The sequence below is a fragment of the Sinorhizobium sp. M4_45 genome (genome assembly GCF_002885915.1).
GTDB classification, from domain to species: domain Bacteria; phylum Pseudomonadota; class Alphaproteobacteria; order Rhizobiales; family Rhizobiaceae; genus Sinorhizobium; species Sinorhizobium meliloti_A.
Genome location: NZ_NWVE01000006.1, coordinates 338,692 through 364,375, shown reverse-complemented (window position 1 = coordinate 364,375; position 25,684 = coordinate 338,692). Strand labels below are relative to the sequence as shown.

General features: G+C 61.9%; 23 protein-coding genes and 1 pseudogene. 11 read left to right on the top strand and 13 right to left on the bottom strand.

All coding sequences use genetic code 11. From position 1 onward, the window contains the following. Positions 1 to 27: 27 nt before the first annotated feature. The 7 genes from CN933_RS18930 to CN933_RS18900 form a co-directional block, all read right to left on the bottom strand. Positions 28 to 708 carry a DUF2161 domain-containing phosphodiesterase gene (locus tag CN933_RS18930; protein WP_018096418.1) on the bottom strand — a complete coding sequence of 227 codons (681 nt, stop codon included), beginning with the start codon at positions 706 to 708 and terminating at the stop codon, positions 28 to 30. Between the two features lie 158 nt (positions 709 to 866). Next, positions 867 to 1,871, bottom strand: a complete 1,005-nt coding sequence (locus CN933_RS18925; protein WP_100673505.1) for a TRAP transporter substrate-binding protein — start codon at positions 1,869 to 1,871, stop codon at positions 867 to 869. 50 nt (positions 1,872 to 1,921) lie between these two features. After that, positions 1,922 to 3,199 carry a TRAP transporter large permease gene (locus CN933_RS18920; protein ID WP_102762108.1) on the bottom strand — a complete coding sequence of 426 codons (1,278 nt, stop codon included), beginning with the start codon at positions 3,197 to 3,199 and terminating at the stop codon, positions 1,922 to 1,924. After that, positions 3,199 to 3,732 (bottom strand): TRAP transporter small permease, encoded by a 534-nt coding sequence (locus CN933_RS18915; RefSeq protein WP_018096421.1) that lies wholly within the window; start codon positions 3,730 to 3,732, stop codon positions 3,199 to 3,201. Before CN933_RS18915 ends, CN933_RS18920 begins: the two co-directional genes overlap by 1 nt. Next, positions 3,733 to 4,929 (bottom strand): fumarylacetoacetate hydrolase family protein, encoded by a 1,197-nt coding sequence (locus tag CN933_RS18910; RefSeq protein WP_102762107.1) that lies wholly within the window; start codon positions 4,927 to 4,929, stop codon positions 3,733 to 3,735. 147 nt (positions 4,930 to 5,076) lie between these two features. Further along, positions 5,077 to 5,802: a FadR/GntR family transcriptional regulator gene (locus CN933_RS18905; protein WP_102762105.1), complete on the bottom strand. Its 726-nt coding sequence runs from the start codon at positions 5,800 to 5,802 to the stop codon at positions 5,077 to 5,079. A 14-nt stretch (positions 5,803 to 5,816) separates the two neighbouring features. Next, positions 5,817 to 7,262 carry an FAD-binding oxidoreductase gene (locus CN933_RS18900; protein WP_102762103.1) on the bottom strand — a complete coding sequence of 482 codons (1,446 nt, stop codon included), beginning with the start codon at positions 7,260 to 7,262 and terminating at the stop codon, positions 5,817 to 5,819. A 196-nt stretch (positions 7,263 to 7,458) separates the two neighbouring features. On the opposite strand from CN933_RS18900, the gene denD reads away from it, so the two are divergent. The 4 genes from denD (at position 7,459) to otsA (ending at position 12,970) form a co-directional block, all read left to right on the top strand. Continuing rightward, a complete protein-coding gene (gene denD / locus CN933_RS18895; RefSeq protein WP_102762101.1) occupies positions 7,459 to 8,442 on the top strand; it encodes a D-erythronate dehydrogenase in 984 nt (327 codons plus the stop codon). Then, positions 8,439 to 9,320, top strand: coding sequence for an NAD(P)-dependent oxidoreductase (locus CN933_RS18890; RefSeq protein WP_102762100.1), 882 nt, complete (start codon positions 8,439 to 8,441; stop codon positions 9,318 to 9,320). Before denD ends, CN933_RS18890 begins: the two co-directional genes overlap by 4 nt. Positions 9,321 to 9,328: 8 nt before the next feature. Further along, positions 9,329 to 11,107: an IlvD/Edd family dehydratase gene (locus CN933_RS18885; RefSeq protein ID WP_102762099.1), complete on the top strand. Its 1,779-nt coding sequence runs from the start codon at positions 9,329 to 9,331 to the stop codon at positions 11,105 to 11,107. Positions 11,108 to 11,578: 471 nt separating this feature from the next. Beyond that, positions 11,579 to 12,970: an alpha,alpha-trehalose-phosphate synthase (UDP-forming) gene (otsA, locus tag CN933_RS18880; protein WP_100673514.1), complete on the top strand. Its 1,392-nt coding sequence runs from the start codon at positions 11,579 to 11,581 to the stop codon at positions 12,968 to 12,970. 52 nt (positions 12,971 to 13,022) lie between these two features. Here otsA and CN933_RS18875 read toward each other — a convergent pair whose 3' ends face one another. From CN933_RS18875 to CN933_RS18855, 5 genes and pseudogenes are all read right to left on the bottom strand, one after another. Then, complete coding sequence (locus CN933_RS18875; RefSeq protein ID WP_234841231.1) at positions 13,023 to 13,493, bottom strand: GreA/GreB family elongation factor; 471 nt, start codon at positions 13,491 to 13,493, stop codon at positions 13,023 to 13,025. 299 nt (positions 13,494 to 13,792) lie between these two features. Beyond that, the gene (gene rnk / locus CN933_RS18870) at positions 13,793 to 14,215 is read right to left on the bottom strand and encodes a nucleoside diphosphate kinase regulator (RefSeq protein WP_102762097.1); all 423 of its coding nucleotides are present in this window, start codon (positions 14,213 to 14,215) and stop codon (positions 13,793 to 13,795) included. Positions 14,216 to 14,528: 313 nt separating this feature from the next. Then, a pseudogene (gdhA, locus tag CN933_RS18865) lies at positions 14,529 to 15,875 on the bottom strand (NADP-specific glutamate dehydrogenase). A 144-nt stretch (positions 15,876 to 16,019) separates the two neighbouring features. Beyond that, a complete protein-coding gene (locus CN933_RS18860; RefSeq protein WP_102762199.1) occupies positions 16,020 to 17,012 on the bottom strand; it encodes a PQQ-dependent sugar dehydrogenase in 993 nt (330 codons plus the stop codon). A gap of 149 nt (positions 17,013 to 17,161) precedes the next feature. Continuing rightward, positions 17,162 to 18,628, bottom strand: coding sequence for an MFS transporter (locus tag CN933_RS18855; protein WP_180980746.1), 1,467 nt, complete (start codon positions 18,626 to 18,628; stop codon positions 17,162 to 17,164). Positions 18,629 to 18,756: 128 nt separating this feature from the next. On the opposite strand from CN933_RS18855, the gene CN933_RS18850 reads away from it, so the two are divergent. After that, the gene (locus tag CN933_RS18850) at positions 18,757 to 19,371 is read left to right on the top strand and encodes a TetR/AcrR family transcriptional regulator (RefSeq protein ID WP_018096433.1); all 615 of its coding nucleotides are present in this window, start codon (positions 18,757 to 18,759) and stop codon (positions 19,369 to 19,371) included. A gap of 149 nt (positions 19,372 to 19,520) precedes the next feature. Here the strand turns inward: CN933_RS18850 and CN933_RS18845 are convergent, their stop codons facing one another. Then, entirely contained in the window at positions 19,521 to 20,222 is a 702-nt protein-coding gene (locus CN933_RS18845) for a GntR family transcriptional regulator (RefSeq protein WP_180980745.1), read from the bottom strand. Between the two features lie 118 nt (positions 20,223 to 20,340). On the opposite strand from CN933_RS18845, the gene CN933_RS18840 reads away from it, so the two are divergent. The 6 genes from CN933_RS18840 to CN933_RS18815 all read left to right on the top strand — a co-directional run bounded on the left by CN933_RS18840 (position 20,341) and on the right by CN933_RS18815 (position 25,597). Beyond that, positions 20,341 to 21,855, top strand: a complete 1,515-nt coding sequence (locus CN933_RS18840; protein ID WP_102762096.1) for an aldehyde dehydrogenase family protein — start codon at positions 20,341 to 20,343, stop codon at positions 21,853 to 21,855. Between the two features lie 119 nt (positions 21,856 to 21,974). Next, positions 21,975 to 22,925 carry a sugar ABC transporter substrate-binding protein gene (locus CN933_RS18835; protein ID WP_102762095.1) on the top strand — a complete coding sequence of 317 codons (951 nt, stop codon included), beginning with the start codon at positions 21,975 to 21,977 and terminating at the stop codon, positions 22,923 to 22,925. Positions 22,926 to 22,994: 69 nt separating this feature from the next. Further along, the gene (locus CN933_RS18830) at positions 22,995 to 24,014 is read left to right on the top strand and encodes an ABC transporter permease (RefSeq protein ID WP_180980744.1); all 1,020 of its coding nucleotides are present in this window, start codon (positions 22,995 to 22,997) and stop codon (positions 24,012 to 24,014) included. Beyond that, positions 24,014 to 24,751: an ATP-binding cassette domain-containing protein gene (locus CN933_RS18825; RefSeq protein WP_003525223.1), complete on the top strand. Its 738-nt coding sequence runs from the start codon at positions 24,014 to 24,016 to the stop codon at positions 24,749 to 24,751. The genes CN933_RS18830 and CN933_RS18825 overlap by 1 nt, the downstream gene beginning before the upstream one ends. A 262-nt stretch (positions 24,752 to 25,013) precedes the next feature. Next, positions 25,014 to 25,190 carry a hypothetical protein gene (locus CN933_RS18820; protein WP_164866947.1) on the top strand — a complete coding sequence of 59 codons (177 nt, stop codon included), beginning with the start codon at positions 25,014 to 25,016 and terminating at the stop codon, positions 25,188 to 25,190. 140 nt (positions 25,191 to 25,330) lie between these two features. Next, positions 25,331 to 25,597 carry a hypothetical protein gene (locus CN933_RS18815; protein ID WP_026168753.1) on the top strand — a complete coding sequence of 89 codons (267 nt, stop codon included), beginning with the start codon at positions 25,331 to 25,333 and terminating at the stop codon, positions 25,595 to 25,597. The last annotated feature ends 87 nt before the right edge of the window (positions 25,598 to 25,684 follow it).

Genomic DNA, 25,684 nt, shown 5'->3' with positions numbered 1-25,684 from the left:
ACATGCGCTCAGCGCGTCGGTAAAAAATCATGCCGGGACGGCCGTTTTTTCCTGCGTGTCCTGCTGCGGCCACCGCTGCAATGCTTCCCGTCCGGCCTCCGTCAGGCCATAGACGCCTCTGTCGAGCCGTTCAAACCAGCCATAGACATTCGAAAGCAGTATCTTCCCGGCATCCGGGACGCCGGATCTGATTTCACCCACGCGCAGCGGGCCTGATGCCAGCGCCAGCGCACAGCCGAGCGCCTGCTGGCGGTACGCGGTCATGACAGGCGCGCGTGTGCTCCCGCCTATTGCTGGATCGCCGCGCCGCCTCTGGTGTTCGCGCATGAGCTTCGAACGCCGTTTCGGATTGGTGCGCGGCATCGGCGATACGGAGCCGACGATCACGCTGACGTCGCCGGCATCGGAAATGCCGAGCATGCCTATCCCGAGCCTGCGACAGAGATCGCGGTAGCGTTTATCGGCCTCGCGACCTTTTCCCTTGGCCGAGACCCGCGCCGCGATCCAGACCTCGTCCGCGACAGCGGCGCGATCGACGGCCTGCAGTATGAGCTCCAGATTAAAGCGCAGCTTCAGTTCGCAGATCACGACCACGCGCGGATCGTCGTCGCTCAGGCCGACGAGATCGCAGCCGTCAATCTCGCCCTTGACGACGTAACCTGCCTTTTCGAGAAAGCCTTTGACGGGGAGATAAAGCGACGTTTCCATATGCCTGCAGGTTGAAGCGAAGAATCGCTCTGTAAGCTATATCGATCCGCCCCTACCGGACAATCATCCTAATCGGATAAAACCCGCGGCCGGACGGCCGCGGGTCTCCTGGAAGCATAGAGCAAGGCCACGCTCCGTGACGCAGCCTGTTTTGTTGTTTACTTGCGGATCTCTTCCAGCTTGGCGAGAATGGCGTCTACCACGTCGGCACCGATCTCAGCCTTGTGCTTTTCATAGACGACCATGGACTTCTCGCGGATGCGAGCCTGTTCTTCAGCAGACAGGGTATTCACTTCGAGACCAGCTTCCTTGATCTTCTCCAGCGACTTCTTGTTGAGCTCCTGGATGACCTTGCGCTCCTCATCGCGGCCGACGACTGCGCATTCACGCAGTGCTGCCTGCTCTTCCGGCGTATAGCTGTCGAAGATCGGCTTCGAGAACAGGAAGAGGAAGGGCGTATAAGCGTGGTTCGTCTCGGTCACGTACTTCTGCACTTCGAAGAACTTCGACGTATCGATCGTCACATAGGGGTTTTCCTGCGCATCGATCGCCTTGGTTTCGAGCGCCGAGAAGACTTCGCCGAAAGCCATCGGAGTGGCGTTGGCACCGAGGTTCTGGAAGGTGTCGAGGAAGATGTTGTTCTGCATCACGCGAACCTTCATCCCTTCGAAGTCTTCCCACTTGGTGACAGGACGAACCGAGTTCGACAGGTTACGGAAGCCGTTTTCCCAGTAGGCGAGATTGACCAAGCCGGCCGCTTCCAGCTTCTCGTTCATCATGTCGCCGAAATCGCCATCGAGCACCGTGTAGGCTTCCTGAGCGTTGCCGAAGAGGAACGGCAGATCGAATACGCCGAGTGCCGGTATGATGCCGACGAGCGGCGAGGACGAGGTGACGACGGCCTCCTGCACGCCGGAGCGCAGGGCCTGCGTCGCCTGAAGGTCGCCGCCGAGCGCGCCGCCCCAGAAAGCGGTGAGCTTCAGCTTGCCACCGGATTTCTGATCGAGACAGGCCTGCATCGCCTTGATGCCGTTACCGACCGGATGGTCTTCGTTGATGCCGTTCGACACGCGGATGTTGCGGTCGTTGAACTCGGCGAAAGCCGGCGCCGCGGCCGAAAGACCGAAAGCGATGGCAGTCGTGGCAAGAAGCAGTTTTCTCACGGGGTATCCTCCCTTGGATTGTTGGTGAGGGGTTGCGGGTTAAGGCCCTTCTAATGGAGCCAGCGTGCGGGCACGATGACGATGTCCGGGAACAGGACCAGAAGGAGAAGCACGAGTATTTGGGCTATCAGAAATGGCGTCACGCCGACAATTACCTTGCCGAGCGGAACCCGGCCGACGCCGCTGACGACGTTCAATACGACGCCGACTGGTGGGGTCAGCAGCCCTATGCAGGTATTCATGATGAACAGGACACCGAAATAGACAGGATCGATTCCGGCCTGCTTGATGATCGGCATGAGCACCGGCGTCAGGATCAGGATCGTGGGCGTAAGGTCGAGTGCGGTGCCCACCACCAATACGACCAGCATGATGACGAGCATCAGAAGCGTCGGGCGGTCGATCAGCGGAGAGATGAAGCCGGTGATTTCCGCTGGTATGTTCGCTGCAGTGATCAGCCACGAGGAAACGAGCGCGGCGCAAACGAGGAACATGATCACAGCGGTGGTCTTCGCCGCCTGGAGTATGACACCCGGCAGGTCACGGGGCTTGAGTTCCCGATAAATGAACATGCCGACGAAGAGGGCGTAGACTGCGGCAACCACGGCAGCTTCGGTCGGCGTCACGACGCCGGCCTTGATGCCGCCGAGGATGATGACCGGCATGCCAAGAGCCCAAAGGGCCCGCCCGGTGGCGCGGAGCCGCTCGCTCGCCGGCGTGCGTGGAAGCGGCTGGATATCATCCTTCCGCACAACCAGCAGCCACGTGCCGACAAGGGCGATACCCATGATGAGACCGGGCACGATGCCTGCCATGAAGAGCTGCGTAATCGAGACGTTCGCCGCCACTCCGAACACGATGAAGGCCATGGATGGGGGGATGACGGGGGCAATGACACCACCTGCAGCGATCAGGCCCGCAGACCGGGGAACGTTGTAGCCGGCCTTCGCCATCATCGGAATCAGGATTGCCGCAAGTGCCGCGGTGTCGGCTGCCGCCGAACCCGAGATACTTGCCATGATCACGGCCGCCATGATGGCAACGATGCCGAGACCGCCGCGTATATGACCGACACAGGCGATTGCGAAATCGATGATGCGACGCGACAATCCGCCGGCGTTCATCAATTCACCGGCGAGAATGAAGAAGGGGATGGCGAGGAGCGTGAATGTATCGGCGCCCGCGATCATGTTTTGAGCGATGATCTGGGTGTTAAACATGCCCATGTACCACATGAGCATGACGCCGCAGAACATCAGCGAGAAGGCAACCGGCACGCCGATTGCCATGGCGCCGAGCAGCGAAACGATGAAGACGACAAGGGTCATTAAGTGCGCTCCGCCAGCTGCTCGAGAGACATGTTTTCACCGGCGAAGGCGGCGATTTCTTCTTCCGTGACGCGCCCCGTCAGCAGGCGGAATAGGCGCTCGAGCGCGATCAGGACCACGCCCGCTCCGGTGAAATATCCGATCCCGTAGACCCACAGCATCGAGATGCCGGTAACGGGTGCGGCCATCGAGGCATTGATCGGCGATTGCTTCCAGGTGCCCCAGAAGAAGATCGCCGACACGGCGATGACGACGATATTGGAGAGAATCATGCAGATGATGCGGCCCTTGCGGCCGAACAGCGAGACCAAGGTCTCGACCCCGACGTGCGAATTTTCACGGAAGGTGACAACCGCACCGATGAAGGTGAGCCACACGAAGAAATACCGTGACATCTCGTCCGAGACGTTGATGCCCGAATTGAAGCCGTAGCGCAGCACGACGTTCAGGAACACCATCACCGCCATGCCTGCGAGCAGCACGATCAAGAGCAGCTCGAGCAGTTTATAGAACGTATCGATCGCTTTTTGCATCTAGCCCTCCCGTTTCGCCTGCAAGAGCCCGCGTTCGGCCAGGTTCTTCATCAGAGCGCCCAGGCCGAAGCTCCATTTCGGGCAGCGGTCGCTATGATCGACCCAATTCACCAGGCGTCCGAGGCGCGGCGTCGAGATCTCGACCCGGTCTCCGATTTCATGGGTGAAACCGAGCCCGGCGCCCCGACGATCCTTCACTGGCGCAAACATCGTTCCGAGGAAGAAGACCACGCCATCCGGATACTGGTGGTTGTCGTTGAGAAGTTGCGATACGAGGTCTTCCGGGCTGCGGCTGATGGCCGACATCGGGCTGACGCCGGTCATCTTGAAACCCTCTTTGCCGTCGACGACGAGCGAGACTTCCGCCTGTTTCACGTCCTCGATCGTGAACGCACCGTCGAAAAGCCGGATGAAGGGGCCGATCGAGCAGGACGCATTATTGTCCTTGGCCTTGCTGAGAAGCAGTGCGGAGCGGCCTTCGAAGTCCCGAAGATTGACGTCGTTGCCGAGCGTCGCACCGACGATCCTGCCCTTCGACGTGACGGCCAGCACCACCTCCGGCTCCGGATTGTTCCAGTCGGATTTGGGGTGGATACCGATATAAGCACCACAACCGACCGAAGACATGGGCTGCGCCTTGGTGAAGATTTCAGCATCGGGACCGATACCCACTTCGAGGTACTGCGACCAAAGACCAAGCTCCTGGAGCAGTTTCTTGACCTCGGCGGCCTTGTCGGAGCCGGCTACGAGACCTTTGAGATTGTCGCCGAGGACGGGGGCCAGCCGGCCGCGAATTTCCTGCGCGCGCAGCGGATCGCCCTTGGCCTGCTCCTCGATCACCCGCTCCAGCATGCTGTCCGCAAAGGTGACGCCAGCCGCCTTGACGGCCTGCAGATCAGCAGGCGCCAGAAGATCGCCCGCCTCGCCACGGAGGAATGCATCGAGAGAGCCGAGGCTGGCAAAGCGCGACGGGTCGCGCAACGCGTCGACAAGGCCGTCGATCTCGAGAAGCTCGGAAATCGTTGCCGCGAGTGGGGTCAGGTCGAGAACCTCTCCATCCGAGATCAGGACCGGGCAAGGTCCGCCGGCGGTTTTGGACCAGACGCGCCCGACGAGCATCGCGCCGGATGCGTCCGCGGGCTGGATTGATTCAGCGCTCAGTGCCTGTTCGAAACTCACGAGAAATCCTCCGCTCATCTCGTACCTCGAAGGTACGGGCCTCCTATTGTCAGGATGTCTGACAACGAGATGACCTGCTTCTAGTATGACTTTTTGGCCATGTCTAGGCCGTTGGTAAGTAAAGTCTGATGCGCCCCTCACGGGCTGCGCCGCCCGACCCGAACCTCAGGACGAGAAGCTTTCAATCGTCAGGTCCAGGCGGGCCGCCGCCCCGTTCAGATGGTTGCGCATCGCCTCCTCGGCCCTGGCCGGATCCCGCGCCGCCACGCCATCTCGGATAGAGACATGTTCCGCAATCGTGACTTCGACGATCTCCTCAAGTATTGCAGCGGCGCGTGCCGCGTTGATCGCCAGGCTGATCCGCTCGGCGATGAATCCGATGAAAAGCAGGAAATATTCGTTATGGGTGGCCGCCGCAATCGCCCGATGAAATGCGAGGTCGGCGACGATTCCCTGCTCCGTCCATTTTTCCGCGCCGGTCATCTGCTGCAACGCCTCGTCGATCCTGCCCAATTCCTGCGGTGTATGATGGATCGCCGCAAGCCGGGCCGCCTCCACCTCAAGCGGAATACGGAGCTGAAACAGATCCCGGAAACTTCCCCGATTGGCGAGATCACCCTGCTCTATGCGCAGCGATTGCCGGCGCTCGATTTCGGTCGCGAAGGCACCGACGCCCTGGCGCGTTTCCACCAGGCCCTCATTTCGCAATTGAGCTATCGCCTCCCGCACCACCGAGCGGCTGACACCGAAGGTCGTGGCGAGCAGATGCTCCGTCGGCAGTTTCTCTCCGGGTGCGATACGTCCTTCGGTGATCTCCCTGCCGATCTTCGCCGCGATGCGCGCGGGCAAATGCTCGCTCCTGCTGATCTGGCCGAAATCCATTGCCGCCAAGATTGCTCTCCCTTTTAGAATCTCAGTTGACAACCGGGATTCATGATCATCTCCGGGTCAACGGCATGCTTGAGCGCCGTCAACAGCTTTCGGCGGGTCTCCGGCAGCCTGGCGTCGAAATCCGGTCGCTTCAGGCGCCCGATACCGTGCTCGGCGCTGATGCTTCCGGTATAGCGATCGAGCACCTCGTTCACGACCGTCTTGGCCTTGTAGATCAATTCAATCCGCTCGTCGGGCGTACTGCCGGCCGGCGGCAGGACGTTGAGGTGCACATTGCCGTCGCCGACATGGCCGTAGGAAACGCTGACGGCGCCGGGAAGCGCGTCGGAGACCGCCTTTTCCGCCTCCTCTACGAAGGATGCCAGCTGTGAGAGCGGAACGGAGATATCGGTGCGCATATGAGCGCCGCGTTTCGCCTGGCCTTCGTTCATGCCCTCGCGGATCAACCAAAGATTGCGCGCCTGCGTCTGCGAGGCGGCGATCGTTCCGTCGAGGACGAGCCCTTCCTCCATCACACCTTCGAGGAAGCGCTGCATCAGATCGTCGACATCGACGAGGCCGGAGCCGGAAATCTCCATCAGCACATAGGCTGGATATTCCGCCGAGATCGGGATCGGCAAATCCGGCATCGCCTCCTGCGCCAAGGTGAAGGCGAGCGGCGGCATGAATTCGAAGGCCGACATCAGGTCGCAGCAGTCCCGACGCGCCCGGCGATAGAGCTTGATGGCATCTTCCAGGGAGGCAAGACCGAGCAGCGCCGTGGCCACGTAATCCGGATAGGGCGTCAGCTTGATGGAGACGGCAGTGATGATGCCGAACGTGCCTTCCGCACCGATGAAAAGCTGCTTCAGGTCGATGCCGCGATTGTCCTTTCTCAGCGTCGACAGACCTTCGAGGATGCTGCCGTCCGGGAGGACCACTTCAAGTCCCAGCACCAATTCGCGGGTCATGCCGTAGCGGAGCACGTTGATGCCGCCGGCATTCGTCGAAACATTTCCCCCGATCTGGCAGCTTCCCTGCGCACCGAGTGCAAGCGGAAAGAACATGCCCATCTCTGCAATCGCATCCTTGAGTTCGGACAGGATGCAGCCGGACTCGACCACCGCCGAAAAGTCGGCCGCATCGATCTTGCGGATGCGGTTCATGCGAGACAGAGAAAGCACGACCTGCCTCTCCGGAGCATCGGGAATGGCGCCGAGCACGAGGCCGGTATTGCCGCCCTGCGGTACGATCGAAAGCCCAAGCTCACGGCAGGCCTTCACGGCCGCCGCCACCTGCTCCGTCGAGCGCGGACGAATCACCGCCACGGTGCCGCTGGTTACGTCGCCATGCCAGTCGCGGCAGTAACGGAGCATTTCCTCCGTTTCGCTCAGCACGATATCCTCGCCGAGCATCTGACGTAGCACCAGGCGCAGTTCCGCAGGGCCCTTTGCTTCCTCTATCGTGCCTGCGCTCGTCATGCTCCTTGCCCCTCCTCGCGCGTCTCTGCGAATGCGTCCGCCATATGCCTGCACGCGATCGAGATTCTTTGGCTCGAACCGCCAGTCTCCTGTTTTCAATCGAAGCATATAAGGTTATCAGACAACCGTACAAGACCTATTTTCGACCCGCATGAAGACCTGATCGCATGCGGCCTCACTCAAGGAGGAGACATTCATGCATATCCTGATCATCGGCGCTGCCGGCATGGTCGGCCGCAAGCTCACGCAGCGCCTCGTCAAGGACGGCGCTCTCGGCGGAAGTCCGGTGGAGAAGCTGACGCTCGTGGACGTGGTGACACCGGAAAGGCCGCAGGATTTTGCCGGTACGGTCGTTGCACGGGAAGGCGATCTTTCCGCTTCCGGCGAAGCCGAGAAGCTCGTCGAGGGGCGCCCGGATGTCATTTTCCATCTGGCGGCAATCGTCTCGGGTGAAGCCGAGCTCGATTTCGACAAGGGCTACCGGATCAATCTCGACGGCACGCGCTATCTCTTCGATGCGATCCGCCTTGCTCACGATCAGGATGGCTACAAGCCTCGCCTTGTCTTCACCTCGTCGATCGCCGTGGTCGGAGCGCCGCTCCCCTTCCCCATTCCGGACGATTATCATCTTACTCCGCTCACGAGCTACGGCACCCAGAAGGCGATCTGCGAGCTGCTGCTCTCCGACTACAGCCGCCGCGGCTTCTTCGATGGCATCGGCATCCGCCTGCCGACGATCTGCATCCGGCCCGGCAAGCCCAACAAGGCGGCTTCCGGCTTCTTCTCCAATATCCTGCGCGAGCCGCTGGTCGGCCAGGAAGCCGTCCTGCCTGTTTCGGAGGATGTCCGCCACTGGCACACTTCGCCGCGGTCCGCGGTCGGCTTCCTCATCCATGGCGCGACCATCGACCTTGAAAAGGTCGGCCCGCGGCGCAACCTTTCCATGCCGGGTCTCAGTGCCACCGTGGGCGAGCAGATCGAAGCGCTGCGCCGCGTTGCCGGCGAGAGGGCCGTGAAGCTCATCCGCCGCGAACCCGACGAGATGATCATGAAGATGGTCGCCGGTTGGGCGCCGGGCTTCGAGGCCAAACGCGCCACCGAACTTGGCTTCACTGCCGAAAAGAGTTTCGATGAGATTATCCGCGTGCACATCGAGGACGAACTGGGAGGGAAGCTGTGAGCGGGAAGACGAAGGTTGCGTTTCTCGGCACTGGCTTGATGGGGGCACCGATGGCGCGGCGGCTGCTCGGTGCCGGTTTTCCGGTTACGGTGTGGAACCGTGACGCCGCCAAGGCCGAGCCGCTGGCCGCCGACGGTGCTGAAATCGCTGCCTCGCCGGCCGACGCCGTCGCCGGCGCAGCTGTCGTCTTCACCATGCTGACCAACGGCCAGGCCGTATCGGAGGTCCTGTTCGAGCGCGGCGTCGCCGACGGCCTCCCCGAAGGTACGATCGTCGTGGATTGCAGCTCCATAGCCCCGCAGATCGCCCGCGAACATGCGCGCAGATTGGCGGACAAGGGCATCCGTCACCTCGACGCACCGGTTTCAGGCGGCGTGGTAGGCGCGGCCGCCGGTACGCTCGCCATCATGGCCGGCGGCGATGGCGCCGCGGTCGAAAGCCTGAAGGACGTTTTTGCGGCGCTCGGTCGCGTAACCCACGTTGGCCCGAGCGGTGCCGGCCAGGTCTGCAAGCTCGCCAACCAACAGATCGTCGCCGTCACCATCGGCGCGGTGGCCGAAGCCATGATCCTGGTGGAAGCCGGCGGTGCCTCTCGCGCGGCCTTTCGGGACGCGATCCGCGGCGGCTTCGCCGAAAGCCGGATCCTCGAACTGCACGGCGCCCGTATGGTGGAGCGCAACTTCGTGCCCGGTGGCGCTTCGAACAACCAGCTGAAGGACCTGAACGCCGTGATGGCCATGGCGGATGGGCTCTCCCTCGAGCTTCCCCTGACCAGGCAAGTGCGGCAGGAATTTGCCGACTTCGTCGAGTCCGGCGGCGGCGAACAGGACCACAGCGGACTGCTTCTGCATCTCGAAAAGCTCAACCCAAGGAATTAGGTCCCGCCATGACTGACAAACCCCAGCGTCGCCTGCGCTCACAGGACTGGTTCGACAATCCGGACCATATCGATCTGACGGCGCTTTATCTGGAGCGCTTCATGAACTACGGCGTGACGCCGGAGGAATTGCGTTGCGGCAAGCCCATCATCGGCATTGCCCAAAGCGGCAGCGACCTCACCCCATGCAATCGGGTGCACATGGATCTGGCGAAGCGCGTGCGCGACGGCATCCGCGATGCCGGGGGGATTCCGATCGAGTTCCCGACGCATCCGATTTTCGAGAACTGCAAGCGCCCGACGGCCGCCCTCGATCGCAACCTCGCCTATCTCGGCCTCGTTGAAATTCTCTACGGCTATCCGCTGGATGGCGTGGTGCTGACCACCGGCTGCGACAAGACCACGCCGTCCGCCCTGATGGCGGCCTCGACGGTCGACATCCCGGCGATCGTGCTCTCCGGCGGCCCCATGCTCGACGGCTGGCACGAAGGCGATCTCGTCGGCTCCGGCACGGTGATCTGGCGCATGCGCCGCAAGCTCGCGGCAGGCGAGATCGACCGCGAGGAGTTCATGCAGGCAGCACTCGATTCGGCTCCCTCCGTCGGCCATTGCAACACCATGGGCACGGCTTCGACAATGAACGCGATGGCCGAAGCGCTCGGCATGTCGCTCACCGGTTGCGGCGCTATCCCCGCTGCCTATCGCGAGCGTGGGCAGATGGCCTATCGTACAGGACGCCGCGCCGTGGAACTCGTCTTCGAGGACCTGAAGCCATCCGACATCCTGACCCGTGAAGCGTTTCTCAACGCCGTCCGCGTCAATTCGGCGATCGGCGGTTCGACCAATGCCCAGCCGCATCTTGCGGCCATGGCGAAGCATGCCGGCGTCGAGCTTTACCCGGATGACTGGCAGGTCCATGGTTTCGATATCCCGCTGCTCGCCAATATCCAGCCGGCGGGTGCCTATCTCGGCGAACGCTATCACCGCGCTGGCGGCACACCTGCCATCATGTGGGAGCTCCTGAAGGCTGGGAAGCTCGACGGGGGCTGTCGCTCCGTCACGGGAAAAACCATGGCCGAGAACCTCGAAGGGCGCGAATCCACCGATCGCGAAGTCATTCGCCCCTTCAACGAGCCCCTCAAGGAAAAGGCAGGCTTTCTGGTACTGAAGGGCAATCTCTTCGACTTCGCCATCATGAAGATGAGTGTCGTCTCCGACGATTTCAGGAAGCGCTATCTTCAGGAGCCGGGCCGCGAGGGCGTTTTCGAGGGCAAGGCCGTGGTCTTCGACGGCTCGGAGGACTACCACAAGCGCATCAACGACCCTGAACTCGAGATCGATGAGAACACCATCCTGGTGATCCGCGGCGCCGGCCCCCTCGGCTGGCCGGGGTCGGCGGAAGTTGTGAACATGCAGCCGCCGGATCACCTCTTGAAACGCGGCATCCGGAGCCTGCCCACCATCGGTGACGGCCGTCAATCCGGCACGGCCGACAGCCCCTCCATCCTGAACGCCTCGCCGGAGAGTGCGGCCGGCGGCGGTCTCGCCTGGTTGCGGAGCGGTGACGTGATCCGCATCGACTTCAACCAGGGGCGCTGCGACATGCTGGTTTCCGACGAGGACATCGAAAAACGCAAGGCGGACGGCATTCCCGCCGTACCGGCCGATGCCACGCCCTGGCAGCGCATCTACCGCAAGTCCGTCACCCAGCTTTCCGACGGCGCGGTGCTCGAAGGTGCAGCAGACTTCCGGCAGATCGCCAAGAACATGCCCCGCCACAATCACTAGAGCACTTCCGGGAAAAGTCTTTTCCGTCCGGAAGTGCGTTGGATCAAATGGTTCCAAGAAATTGAGACACGGGATGAGGAAAACCGACACACTTTTCCTCATCCCGCTCTAGCGCAATTCCAGGAAGCGTTCGTAGGTTTTAAATCCCTGATGATGAAGTGGCGGCTCCGGCCGCCCTTTTTTTATTCAACGGATAGCTCCCAGCCAGAAGCCGGGCGGGGCATGAAAGTACGGCGGCGCGGACATCATCCGCACCGCCGAGAAACCCGTCATTCATCCAGTTCGTCCATGCCCCCCGAATGATCGGCGCTGAATACGCCTTCGACACCAGAGCGGCCGTCGCCGCTCCACGCGCGGGTTGCATCCTCTCGGCGATTTTCCCGCCGTCGGGATCGTCTGCGTCGGAAACGCGTTCTCCCCCTGAACGTTTGAGCGCCAAGTCTATATTTTCTTGAATGAAAGGAACTCGGCATGAGCCGTCTCGTCATTGTTTCCAATCGTGTACCCGTTCCGGACAAGGGCGGCATTGTGCCTGCCGGCGGGCTGGCGGTCGCGCTGAAAGTCGCCCTTGAAGAGCATGGCGGCATCTGGATGGGCTGGTCGGGACAATCGAGCGGAGAGCACGAGCCGCAGCCGCTTGCTCAGTTGCAGCAAGGCAATATCACCTATGCACTCACGGATCTGACCGATACCGACGTAGAAGAATACTACCGAGGCTTTGCCAATCGCGTTCTCTGGCCGATCTGTCACTACCGGCTTGATCTTGCCGAATACGGTCGCAAGGAGATGGCCGGCTATTTCCGCGTCAACCGCTTCTTCGCCCACCGGCTGGCGCCGCTCATCAGGCCCGATGACGTGATCTGGGTGCACGACTACCACTTGATCCCTCTCGCCGCGGAACTGCGCCAAATGGGCTTGAAGAACCGGATCGGCTTCTTTCTCCACATTCCCTGGCCGCCTGCCGACGTGCTCTTCACGATGCCCGTTCACGAGGAGATCATGCGCGGCCTGTCGCACTACGATGTCGTCGGCTTCCAGACCGATCATGATCTTGAGAACTTTGCCGGCTGCCTCCGGCGGGAAGGCATCGGCGATGAACTCGGCGGAGGCCGCTTCAGCGCCTATGGCCGCGTGTTCAAGGGCGGCATCTATGCAATCGGCATCGAGACTGCGGCCTTTGCCGAATTCGCCAAGAAGGCATTGACCAACAAGACCGTCAGGAAAGCGCGAGAAAGCATCGAGCACCGCAGCCTGATCATCGGTGTCGATCGCCTGGATTACTCGAAGGGAATCACGCAGCGGATCGACGCATTCGAGCGCTTCATCTTGGCCAATCCGGCCCAGCAGGGGCGTGTCACCTATCTGCAGATCACGCCGAAGTCGCGCTCCGAAGTGCCGGAATACGAAGCCATGCAGCGCACTGTGGCCGAACAGGCCGGCAGGGTAAACGGCGCGCTCGGCGCAGTCGATTGGGTGCCCATACGCTATATCAACCGCTCGGTGGGCCGGAATATTCTTGCAGGGCTTTACCGGCTTGGCAAAGTCGGCCTCGTGACGCCGCTTCGAGACGGGATGAACCTGGTTGCGAAGGAATACGTGGCCGCGCAGGACCCGGACGATCCGGGCGTGCTCGTGCTTTCGCGCTTCGCCGGAGCCGCCCGAGATCTGAGAGGTGCCCTGCTCGTCAACCCCTACGACATCGAGGGGACCGCAAACGCTATGGCGCGCGCACTCAGCATGCCGCTGGAAGAGCGGAAGGATCGCTGGAAGACAATGATGGATCACTTGCTGGAACACGACGTCTCGCGCTGGTGCCGGGACTTTCTCGATGATCTGAGGACATCACCGGATCCGTCGCGTTAGATCGCTGCTCTCTATCTTTGGCCCTGTACAGCCATGACCGGCTGCCGCGAGATCATGCGGCCGTGGGACCTGGATCATCGTCATGTGGAATGGCCGCTTTCCTGGGCCGCGGCCGGAAATTGACCACTTGCGGAGCGTGGTCGATCAGTTGCATGGGTTCGTTGCTCGTCTGTTGCAGGCGAGCCTCCGCCTCAGGTTTAAGGACGATGCGCTCGACCGCGAGGATTTCGGGCCAGCCGTCCTCTCCGAGGATCTCGGTCCTCTCGCCGACGGCCAGCCCAAGCAGCGCCAAACCCCGCATCGTCCGAACGGAGATGGCGGAGTCGGCAGGTCTACTCGCTGTGCTGCGGACCACAACATGTGGTCCGCAGCACACGCCGTTGACGGTGTAGACTACCTGCGTGTCCAGCGTGACGATATTCTCAGGTATGTCTTCACGGAAGAACACGCTGGCGTAGTTCAACTTCTCGCGCAGTAGAATCGTAAAGGACTCCGTGTGGCCGGTTTCGTCCAGCATGGACATCAGGATGTTTAGGTCTCCTGCAGTCAGTTGGCAGAAAGCTTCTCTCGACATTGCTCATCACTCCAGCTTCCGTCGGGTCGTGGACCTGCCCTCTCGAGCAAATATGGGGGCACGAACGGCGCAACCATGGCGGTCGGCCTTTGCTCGAGCTGACGAGACAGAAACTCCCTGTGCCGACCGCGAGCGGTTCGACACAGGGCTACGAGCCTGCGGTGAGGCAACCTCCTCTAGGTTTCCGCTTTCTGCTTCGGGGCAAGTGCATGGAGTCCTCGATCGAGTCCTTTTGAGCGCCGGAAGGCTCAGAGGGCGAGTTCGCCCGTCACGTCGTCCTCGACCCGAGCGACCGTCAGACGGTTTCTCTGCCCATCTCGAGAGAACCACTCGACCGCCTGTCCGGACCGGAGACCGAGAAGCGCCACTCCGACCGGCGTCAGGACGGAAATCCTCCCCTCCTCGGCATCGACGTCATCAGGATGGACGAGAGAGAAGGTCCGGCGAATTCCGCCCTCGACCTCGCAAGTGACCACGGACCCTATCTTGATGACGTCGGGCGGCACCTGGTCGTCTGGCAGAACGCAAGGGCGCTCCAGCTTTTCGATCAGTTCAGCGGCGATGTCGAAGTCCCTCGACAAGGCTTGATAGGCCAGGCGGCTGAGAAGAGAATAGTCCGTCGCTCCAATGAAAGGCAGGGGCAGATTCGAGGAGATCATGATGCTGGACATCGTTCGCGATACCTCCGGAACAGGCACGGGATTTCCGCGTGCATGTTGAAATATTCGTGAAGATTGTCGCGCATGTCAGCGAGAATTGTGCTGACCGCGTTCACCCAGGATCCGGCGGGCGACGAGGCCGGATCCGGGTTACGATCCTGCGATCAGGCGGACCCCCAGAGTGTTAGGCGGATATATGTCGCGGTTCGTCAGCATGGCCGGATGATCGCCCGCGGTATCAGGGAAGTCAAGCCGCCCGGCCGGGTGACGCAAGTGCGCAAGCACCCGCGGCACGCAGCCAGAGCGGCATTATCGCCCCTGCGCCTCAGATCACGCCGAGGGCATCCATTGCCTCGGCCACCCTGGCAAAGCCAGCTATGTTTGCTCCGAGAACATAGTCTCCCGGAGCTCCATATTCCTCCGCGGTCTCGGCGCAACGGTCGTGGATCGCCTGCATGATGGTTGCAAGACGCGCCTCGGTCTGTTCGAACGTCCAGCTGTCACGTGAGGCATTTTGCTGCATCTCAAGAGCGGAGGTGGCAACTCCTCCCGCGTTCGCGGCCTTGCCGGGGGCGAACAGCACACCTGCCTCCTGGAAAATGCGAACGGCCTCCGGCGTAGAAGGCATGTTGGCGCCCTCACCCACGGCAAGAACACCGTTCTTCACCAATACCCTTGCGTCCTTCCCGGTGAGTTCGTTCTGGGTCGCGGAAGGCATCGCGACATCACAGGGCGCATCCCAGATCGAGCCCGCTTCGATATAGTGAGTCCCGGCGCCTTTCAGCCGCGCGTATTCCGAGATCCGCTCGCGACGCACTTCCTTGATTTCCTTGACCAGTTGGAGATCGATACCGTCCTCGTCGACAACGTACCCGTTTGAATCGGAGCACGCCACGATCTTTCCTCCAAACTCGATCACCTTCTCCATGGTATAGATCGCGACGTTGCCGGATCCGGAGACGGTCACCCGCTTGCCGTCAAAGTCCAGGCCCTTGGTTTTAAGCATGCGCTGGACGAAATAGGTCGCTCCGTAGCCCGTCGCTTCTTGTCGGGCACGCGAACCGCCGTAGAACAGTGCCTTGCCCGTGAGCACACCGGCCTCGTAGCGGTTGGTAAGACGCTTATACTGACCGAACATGTAGCCGATCTCCCGGCCCCGACACCGATGTCACCCGCAGGAACGTCCGTGTATTCGCCGAGACGCCTGTGAAGCTCCGTCATGAACGATTGGCAGAAGCGCATGATCTCGCCGTCCGAACGGCCCCTGGGATTGAAGTCGGAGCCGCCTTTGCCCCGCCGATCGGCATACCGGTCAGTGCGTTCTTGAAGGTCTGCTCGAAGCCGAGGAACTTGATGATTCCGACATTCACCGAAGGATGAAACCGGACCCCGCCCTTGTACGGCCCAAGTGCGGAGTTGAACTGAACCCGGAATCCCCGGTTGATCTGGACCTGGCCCTTGTCGTAAACCCCGGGGCACGCGGAAGATGATCTGACGCCCCGGTTCGCAGATCCTCTCGATGAGCGCGTTTTCGGCGTAACGGGGGTGTTTGGCTATCACGCGTCCGAGGCTCTCCAGGACCTCGCGCAGAGGCCTGGTGAAACTCGTGTTCACCTCCGTTACGCCTCAGGACTTCGGTCAGGATGGATTCCAGTTTTTCGTCGACATTCACAATAATTCTCCTTGGCCGTCTTACCTCAATCGGCACAGGCGCAATATCCCAACGGTGTGATTTAGGAAACAGCAACTTTTGGTTGTTCAACCACCAATAGGCGAAAGGCGCTTCAGACCTCCGCGAATCCCTTTGCGTGGGGCGTCATCGCCTGAAGATGTGAATCGCGCCGCCGGCGTCGTCGGATACGAGGATGGACCCGTCCGGCGCTTCCTTGACGTCGACCGGACGACCGACGTTTCTGAGGAAGGTGGTCGCCGAGACCGGGCGGCCGCCGCGGAAGCGGACCCGCACGACCTGATAGCCGACCGGTACCGACCTGTTCCAACTGCCGTGCTGGGCCACCAGAGCATCGCCGCCCAGGCTGCGGAAGAAGTGAATCCCGAGCGCTGCGACATGCGCCTGAAAGTTGAAGACAGGCGGAATCTGGCGCGCGGGCGGCGTCGCGTCCTCGAACCCTGTGAGCGGCACATCGCCTCCGAAATAGGGGAAGCCGTAAAAGCCGCCCGGCCGCAAAGCGTTCAGCTCATCGGGCGGGATATCGTCACCCATTCTGTCGGCACCATTGTCGGTAAAGAACATTGTGCCGCCGCGCCAGTCGAAGCCGACAGAGTTGCGCACACCCCAGGCCACTCTGCGAAGGTCGGACCCGTCCTGGTTCATGCTGACGATCGTACCTTGCAGCCCGCGGGGAATGCAAATGTTGCAGGGTGACCCGAGCGAGACATAGAGGCGGGATTCCGGGCCGACGGCGACATAACGATAGCCGTGGGCTCCCGAATCCGGCAGGTCGCGCCGAATAACGCGTCTGCCGCTCAACGTGCCGCCGCGGCCGATCTCGAAAGCCGTTATGCTGTTTCCCGAAGCGACGAACAGCCGGCCGCGTGAGCAGGCAACGCCGTTCGCATTGGAAAATCCGGAGGCGACCCTGCGGGCGCGGCCGCCGGACAATGACAGGGCGTAGACCGAGGAGCCCTTCGTTCCGACGAACAACACGTCGCCGCACACCGCCATCTCGCGTGCGGACGGCACGCGCGCGAGCAGTTCCGCCCGCGCCGTACCGAGGGGCAGGCCGCAGGCGAGTGCCACGGCTGAGACGAGCGCGACAAAACCGGCTTTCGGGAATGAGAGGCCCATCGCCACCCTCCGAATGCACGCGAATCGTGCTCGAACGGAATTGGAGCGGCGCAGTCCCGTTTCAAGCCGAAGTCCGAGCCTCACGGCGAAGTGATCTCCTCTTTCCTTCGTCGAGGCGAACAGGACCGTCATGCGCCGCGGCGGGAACATCATTCCGGCAACCTGCTCGGCAGCCAGACCCATGCCAAGACCCCGACTGCGAGCGTCAGGAGACCGCCCGTGCCGATCGCTACATGCATGCCGGTGAGGAACGCTTCCTGGGCCTGAATCAGGCTTTGATATGCAAGTCCGGGCTGATCGAGCGTTTCATCGAGCGTCCCCGCTACACCGGGGCCGAATAGCCGGAAGTTCAGTGTCGCCAAAGATCCAAGCAGAGAAATACCCAGCGCGTTGCCCAGCTCGTTGCTGGTCTCCGCTATCGAACCCGCGGCACCCGCCCGGTTCGCAGGAACCGCCGAAACCGCAATATCGGCCACAAGGCTGAAGGACAATCCATATCCGACGCCGGCGACCATGGTAGAGGCGACGAAGACCGCAATGCCTGCCTCGGTCGTCGTGAACAGCAGCAGGAAAGCGCCGGCGCTGATCAGCAGATGCGTTGCCACAAGTGCGGTCTTCCGGCCGATCCGTTCGACGATGCGGGCGGTGCCCACGCAGGTCGCCGTCAGCACGATCGCGCCCGGCAGGGTCAACAGCGCGGCGGCGAACACATCGATGCCCAGCACCGATTGCAGGTAGACGCCCGACAGATACCCGGCAGCAGACCACACGACCAGCGACAGAAGGCCCGTCAGGATAGCGGTAGAGAAGATGCGGTCGCGGAAGAGACCGAGGTCGAGCAGCGGGTATTCAAGTCTTTTCTGTCTGAGAACGAATAGCGCCAGCGCCATTATGCCGGCGGCTCCGGCAAGGATTTGTGTCGGAGTGAAGCCATAGGCGGCCGCATGCTTGAGCGAATAGGTGAACAGCAAGATGCCGGCAAAGGACAGGACGAGGCTCGCCAGGTCGATGCTGCCGCCGACGGTCGAGCGCACCTCCCGCAACAGGATGGGTGCGCCGATCATGAAGCCGATGACAACGGGGACATTGATGAGAAACACGGCGCCCCACGCGAACTGCCGCAGCAGCATGCCGCCAATGAGCGGGCCGATCGCAAAGCCGGCTGCGAAAGTGGCCGCAAAGATGCCGATAGCCTGAGCGCGCAGTCGCGGATCGGGGAACAAGGCGCTGACGATGGCCAAGCCGGACGGCAGGAGTGTTGCGCCACCCAGCCCCATCAGGGCACGCGAGGCGATCAGCAGCTCTGGCGTTTGCGAATAGGCCGCGCCGAGCGACCCTGCACCGAAGACCGCCGCGCCGGTCATGATGAGTTTCAGCCGGCCGTAGCGGTCGCCGATATTCCCGAAAACGATCAGCAGCGATCCGACCACGAAGCCGTAGATGTCCAGGATCCAGAGCGCCTGATCAGCGGTCGGCTGGAGGGCCGAAGTGACATGCGGCATGGCGAGATAAAGGATCGACCCGTCCATGGCCACAAGCAGGACCAGGGGTAAAATGGCGATGAGGCCCAGCCATGCGGTTCGATCGGCGGAGCGTGGAAGTGAAGTATCGGTCATAGGCACAAATCCTCTGGGAACCGCATGCGAAGGCATGCGGATTCGGCCGCCGGCGCGGGGCCGGTGGATGGTTGCGATTGAAGGGCAGTTACTATATACTCCAGGTAAGTTACTTTTGGTATATAGCGATGTCAAGCAGGCCGAAGAAAATGCAGCCTCCCGCCAAGCGTGTCCGTCTCAGTCGCGAGCAGCGACGGCGCCAGCTTCTCGACGTGGCATGGCAGCTTGTGCGCGAAGAAGGTTCGGATGCCCTGACGCTCCCAAGGCTTTCGCAAGGCGCTGCTGTCGCCAAGCCGGTGGTCTATGACCATTTCGGCACGCGCAATGGCCTGCTGATAGCGCTCTATCGGGACTTTGACGCCCGGCAGACGGAGATGATCGACGCCGCACTCGACGGGAGCGGCCCGACCCTCGAAGATCGAGCCAAGGTCATCGCAACCTCATACGTCGACTGTGTGCTCGCGCAGGGCCGGGAAATGCCCGACGTGCTCGCAGCCCTTGCGGGCTCCCCCGAGTTGGAGGCAGTAAAGCGAGACTATCAACTGGCCTTCATCGAGAAGTGCCGAAGGGCACTGGCGGCTTTCGTGGGGCGGCGAGGCATCGGACCGGCGGGGTTCTGGGCTATGCTCGGCGCTGCCAACGCCCTGTCGGATGCCGCCTCTGCGGGGGAGATCACGGCGGCGCAGGCGCAGGAGGAGCTTTTCGCGACCATTGTCGCGATGATCGACAGAAGTCATCGTTGATCACCTGGAGTATCAAGGCCCGACCGGGAACGCGGGACCGCATCGGCAACAGCACCGCGCGTCTTATCGAACGGGCAAAGGTCGCTGTAGCGCTTTGATCTGCTGCATGTTTTTGTCGGCTCCGATCAAAGCAAGACGCCGGAAAACGGTCACTCGAACAGGTCTGGATTGTCCGCCTCGATCTGCGGCAGGTCGGCCAGAATGCCGTTGAGATGGCTGCGCATGGCGGCCGCGGCCGCGTCGGCATCCCGCGCGTCGATGGCGGTGATGATCGCCTCGTGTTCGGCAATCAGTTTCTTCATCGAGTCCGGATGGCGCAGCTGCAGGTTGCAGACGCGATCCATGTGTGCCTTGATGTCGGAGATGGCGTTCCAGGCGAGGCCGCAGCCTGCACCCTCGGCGATCGCGATATGGAACTGCTCGTCCTCCCGGCGAAAAGCATTGTGGTCATTCGCCTCATTCGCCGCCTTTTGCCGAGCGAGGATCGTGTCGATCTTGCGTCGCGTCCAGCTATCGAATGTCTCGCTGGCCCGACGCGCCACCGCGACTTCGATGGCCTCGCGCACGAAGCGGGATTCCATCATCTGTCTGGCTGAAATCCGCACGACGACGGTGCCCCTGTTGGGCCGGATATCCACCAGTTTGGATTTGCCCAGCGCGATGAGCGCCTCGCGAACGGGCTGACGCGACACGCCCATGCGTGTGGCGATTTCCTGTTCGGAGAGCCGCATTCCGGGGGCGAGCTCCAGCCGGATGATGGATTCGCGCAAGTCCCGCTCGACCTGGGCCGCGGCGGTTTCGCCGGTGTCGATCTTCAGGGATTCGAGGTTCATGTCTTTCGCCGCCGTCATCCGTTGACATCCAATTTGAACCACCATACAGTACCATACAATTCAGGCGCAACAGAAATCCGGCAAACCGGATGAACAGGGAGGGGCTGGCGCCGCGCGGGCCGGCCTGAGAACGCTATTGCTGTCCAATTTCATCGCACCCGATTCCAATGATCCCCGTCTGCGTATTAAATCCCGCTACCAGATGCTTGTCGATGGCAAGTCGGTCGATGCCGCTTCAGGCAGGACGATCGATCGGGTGAGCCCCGGCCACGCCGGCGTCACGGTCGGCACATGGCCGGAGGCCTCGGCCGACGACGTGCGCAATGCCGTCGCGGCCGCCCGGAAGGCTTTCGATACCGGCCCGTGGCCGCGCATGTCGGGCGCAGAGCGGTCGCGCCTGATGTTCAAGGTCGCCGACCTCATCCTTGCGAGACAGGAGGAGCTGGCTCTGATCGAGAGCCTCGAGGTCGGCAAGCCGATCGCGCAGGCGCGCGGCGAAATCGGTTTCTGCGCAGATCTCTGGTCCTATGCCGCCGGCCAGGCCCGTGCGCTGGAAGGACAGACCCACAACAATATCGGCGACGATCGTTTGGGCCTTGTCCTGCGCGAGCCGGTCGGAGTCGTCGGCATCATCACGCCTTGGAACTTTCCCTTCATCATCGCGTCGGAACGGGTGCCATGGGCGATCGGCAGCGGCTGCACGGTCGTGCTGAAGCCCTCCGAGTTCACTTCGGGCACGTCGATCCGTATGGCGGAGCTGGCGCGCGAAGCCGGCATTCCCGATGGCGTGTTCAACGTCGTCACCGGTTATGGCGATCCCGCCGGCCAGGTTCTGGCCGAAGACCCGAGCGTCGACATGGTCGCCTTTACCGGCTCTGTCCGCGTCGGCACGAAGCTCGGCGAGATCGCGGCGCGCAACGTCAAGCGCGTGGGGCTGGAGCTTGGTGGCAAGGGGCCGCAGATCGTCTTCGCCGATGCGGATCTCGATGCGGCGGCAGACGGCGTCGCCTATGGCGTCTACCACAATGCCGGCCAGTGCTGCATTTCCGGCAGCCGGCTTCTGGTGCAGGAGGGCATCCGCGATGCGCTGATGGAGCGCCTGCTCGACATCTCGCGCAAGGTGACTTTCGGCGATCCGCTGAACGAACGCACCAGGATCGGCGCAATGATCTCGGAGACGCATGCCGAAAAGGTGCATTCCTATGTGACGGCCGGCATCGCATCGGGCGCGGAACTGCTGCTCGGCGGCGAAAGGACCGGCAGGGAGGCCGGCCTTTACTACGCACCGACGGTCTTTGCCGGCGTCACGCCCGACATGTCGATCGCACGAGAGGAAATCTTTGGTCCCGTGCTTTCAACGCTGACCTTCAAGACCGCGGACGAAGCCGTAGCGCTGGCGAACGCCACCGAATTCGGTCTTTCGGCCAGCGTCTGGTCGACCAATCTCGAAACCGCGCTGCAGAGCATCCGCCGCATCCGCGCCGGCCGATGCTGGATCAACAGCGTGATCGACGGCACGCCGGAGCTGCCGATCGGCGGCTACAAGAAGAGCGGCCTGGGCCGCGAACTCGGCCGCTATGGCTTTGACGAATATTCCCAGTTCAAGGGTGTCCACGTGACGCTCGGGCGCCCCGCGCCCTGGTTCACATAATCGGCCGCAGTCTGGGTCGGGAGGAGGAATATCTCGGCTGGCGTGATCTTTGGTCGGAGCCCGCCAGCCGAGACTTGGGTCTTGCGACCCGCAATGCACATCCAAAGGGAGGACACGCAATGAAACTGACCAGGCTCAGAACCGCGGCCCTGGCTGCGGGCCTTGCCACCTTGTTGACGTCGAGCGCGCTCGCCGCAGACGTCAAGGCAACGATGATCATCTATCTCGATCCGAGTGTGCAGTTCTTTAATCCGGTGGTGAAGGGAGCGCAAGACGCCGCCGCCCAATTCGGCGTCGACCTCGACGTGCAGTATGCCAACAACGATCCGGTGCGCCAGAACGACCTGATCGAAAGCGCGACGGCCAGCGGCGTCGATGGCATCGCCGTCGCGATCTCCAGTTCGGATGCTTTCGACGAGAGCATCTGCGCGGCAGTCAAGGCCGGTATCATCGTCATCGGCTTCAACAACGATGACCTCGACGGCGCCAAGGGCAACTGTCGCCAGGCCTATGTCGGCATGAATGAGCTTGCCTCCGGCTATGAGCTCGGCAACCGCATGATCAAGGAATTCGGCCTCAAGTCCGGCGACGTCGTCTTCAACCCGCGCGAAATTCCGGAAGCGAGCTTTGCGGTCGCCCGTGGCGGCGGCATCGAGAAGGCGATGACCGAAAACGGCATCAAGGTGGAGACGGTTCGAGCCGGTCTCGACCCCGCCGAAGCGCAGAACATCATTGCGCAATTTCTCATCGCCAACCCGAATGTGAAGGCGCTGTTCGGCACCGGCTCGGTCACCTCGACCGTCGGCGCGGGCGCCATCAAGGACGCCGGCGTAGACATTCCCTTCGGCGGTTTCGACCTTGCGGTCGAGATCGTAAATGCGGTGGAATCCGGCGCGATGTACGCGACCATGGACCAGCAGCCCTATCTGCAGGGCTACTACCCGATCGCCCAGATCGCGCTTGCCAAAAAATACGGGCTGACTCCAACCGACATCGACACGGGCCAGGGCGCCTTCCTCGACAAGTCGCGCATCGGTTCGGTCAAGCCGCTGATCGGCAGCTACCGCTAACCGCGTTCCGAGGGAGCCCGCCGGCGCGGCCGGCCGGTTCCCCCTTCCCCAACGATCGGGTGCCAGACCGTGACTCCTGTCCTAGCCGAAAGTGCCGCGCCACGCTCGCGGACCCAGAGACAATCCATCCTCAAGCAGATCATGGGCATGCCGGCGGGAGCGATCTTTCTCGTCTTCATGACCCTGCAGATCGTCTGCATCGCCGGCGCGCTCCTCTATCCGGACGAGTTCCGCTACCTCTCGCCGCAGAACCTGACGATCCTGATGAAGGCGATCCCCGTGCTTGGATGCCTCGCGCTCGGAGCCGGCGTACTGATGATCGCCGGTGATTTCGACCTTTCCATCGGCTCAGTCTACACGTTCACGGCCGTGCTGATGGCCTCGCTCGTCAATGCGGGGCTGAGCGCCTTCGTCGCAGCACCTATCGGTATTCTGACCGGCCTGCTGATCGGTTCCCTCAACGGCCATATCACCCTGCGCTTTGGTCTGCCGTCCTTCATCGTCACACTCGGCGGGCTCCTCTTCTGGCGCGGCGCGGTGCTGCTCTACAACGGTGCCGTCCAGGTGCGTTTCGATCCGGAGCCGGTCTTCACCAGCCTCTTTTCCGGCACCCTGTTCGGCGTCAACGCCGCCTTCATCTGGATCGTCCTCTTCGTCATAGGCTTTCACCTGCTGCTACACCGCCACCGCTTCGGCAACCACGTTTTCGCGACCGGTGGCAATCGCGCTGCGGCCGAGGCGATCGGCATCAACACCAGCCGCGTCAAACTGATTGCCTTTGCGATTGCGGGCGGCATGGCTGCGGTGGCGGGCATTCTTGCGACAGCCCGCGTCGGCAGCGTGCAGCCTGGGCAGGGTGCGGGTCTGGAACTCCAGGCCATCGCCGCCTGCGTCATCGGCGGCCTGTCGCTGCGCGGAGGGCGCGGATCGATCATCGGAATCTTTCTCGGCGTGCTGCTCATCCACACGATTACCGACGTCCTGCTTCTCCTGCGGGCACCGGGCTTCTACCTCGACATGTTCATCGCCACGCTGATCGTGCTGGCTGCAATCTTCAACCATCTCATCGAGCGGCGAGGTCTTGCGTGATGTCGACCCCCAATCTTCTCGAACTGCACAACATTTCGAAGAGCTTCGGTGCGCTTACCGCGCTTCGCAATCTGAGCTTCCATATCGGCGAGGGGGAAGTCGTCGGCCTTTTGGGTGACAACGGCGCCGGCAAGTCGACGACCGTCAATCTCATCTCCGGCATCCACAAGCCGACGGACGGCTATCTCAGCGTCGACGGCAAGAAGACGACCTTTTCCTGCCGCTCGGATTCCGCCGATGCCGGCATCGAAACGATCTATCAGCACACCGCGCTGGTCGATTCACTCTCGATTACCCGCAATATCTTCATGGGCCGTGAGCTGACCGATCGCTTCGGCTTCCTCCGGCAGCGCGAGATGCGCGACATCGCCATGGAAGTCCTGCAAAACGCCGTGCACATCTCCGGCATCGATTCCCCGGATACGCTCGTCGGCAACCTCTCCGGCGGGCAGAAACAGGCGGTCGCAATCGCCCGCGCCGTCTATTTCAAGAAGCGCGTGCTGCTCCTCGACGAGCCGACCTCGGCGCTCTCCGTACGCGAGACGGAAGCGTTGTTGAACCAGGTGCTGAAGCTCAAGGCGGAGAATGTCTCGAGCGTGCTGGTGACCCACAATCTCTACCACGCCTATCAGGTCTGCGACAGGTTCGTGATCATGAGCCATGGCACGAAGGTCTTCGACGTGCAGAAGGCGGATACGACGATCAGCCAGCTGACCGAATATGTCGTGCTCACCTGATGCCGGTTCCTGGAAAGCAGGAGGCAGATGCCGTAAACGTCCAACCAGGGTCAAATAACATTCCCCTTTCCGTCCTGAGTACACCGGTTTGGGCGTAGGACCTTTGGCGCTTTGGTCTCGGACCAATGTCCCATCGTCGTAAACGGACGACATGCTAGATTCCGCACTCGGTTTGGTGCTCTGCTAGACTGAGGTCCTGTGATTTCCACGGCGGACCCTGCCTCGCGAGGCTATGCAACCACCCGTTGCCTGGAGTTGGGACATGGACGACCGCGATATGAAACACAATGACGAGGAAAACTCTGCTTCCGACCTCTTGGAAATTGCGGCACAGCTCGCCGCGCTGGCCGAGGACATCAGGACCTTGGCTGCAATGCCGATCGAGCAGAATTCAACATTGATCGAACCCGGCGACAGGCCTGAAGCAACCTCGCAATGACCGTCAACCCCGCCGAGTGGATGCGGCTCAGGTTGCTCTGCCCGCAATGATCGAGAAACCGCCGCCTCGATGTACTCATGGAACCATTTTTCAGCAGCAGCCATTGCGCATTAACCTCGTTGATGGAACAGGGCGCAACAATGGACGTACAGAAGGCTGGAATGGCTCGACTGCTGTTGGCGGTACCTGATGTGCGCGACAGTGCCTGGATGATTCACGACCTCACTTTCTTGAAGCTGTGCGAAGTCTACGAGCACGCCTGCCTGCGCCGCGACGTCCTGCGATGTGCGGCATCAAAAGACGACGCCGCCCTGCTCAAATCCGAAGAGGAATGCACGAGCCTCGAAGCGGCCGCCATCGCTTACATTCGCGAGCGCCAAAAGTTCTCCGGCCTCGGGCGCCACTGAGGCAGCATCACAATCATCTAGAAAGCCGCGCTGCGAAAGATCGCTAGTCAGCAGGCTCTGAATTGTGATTTGACTCCAGGGAGACAA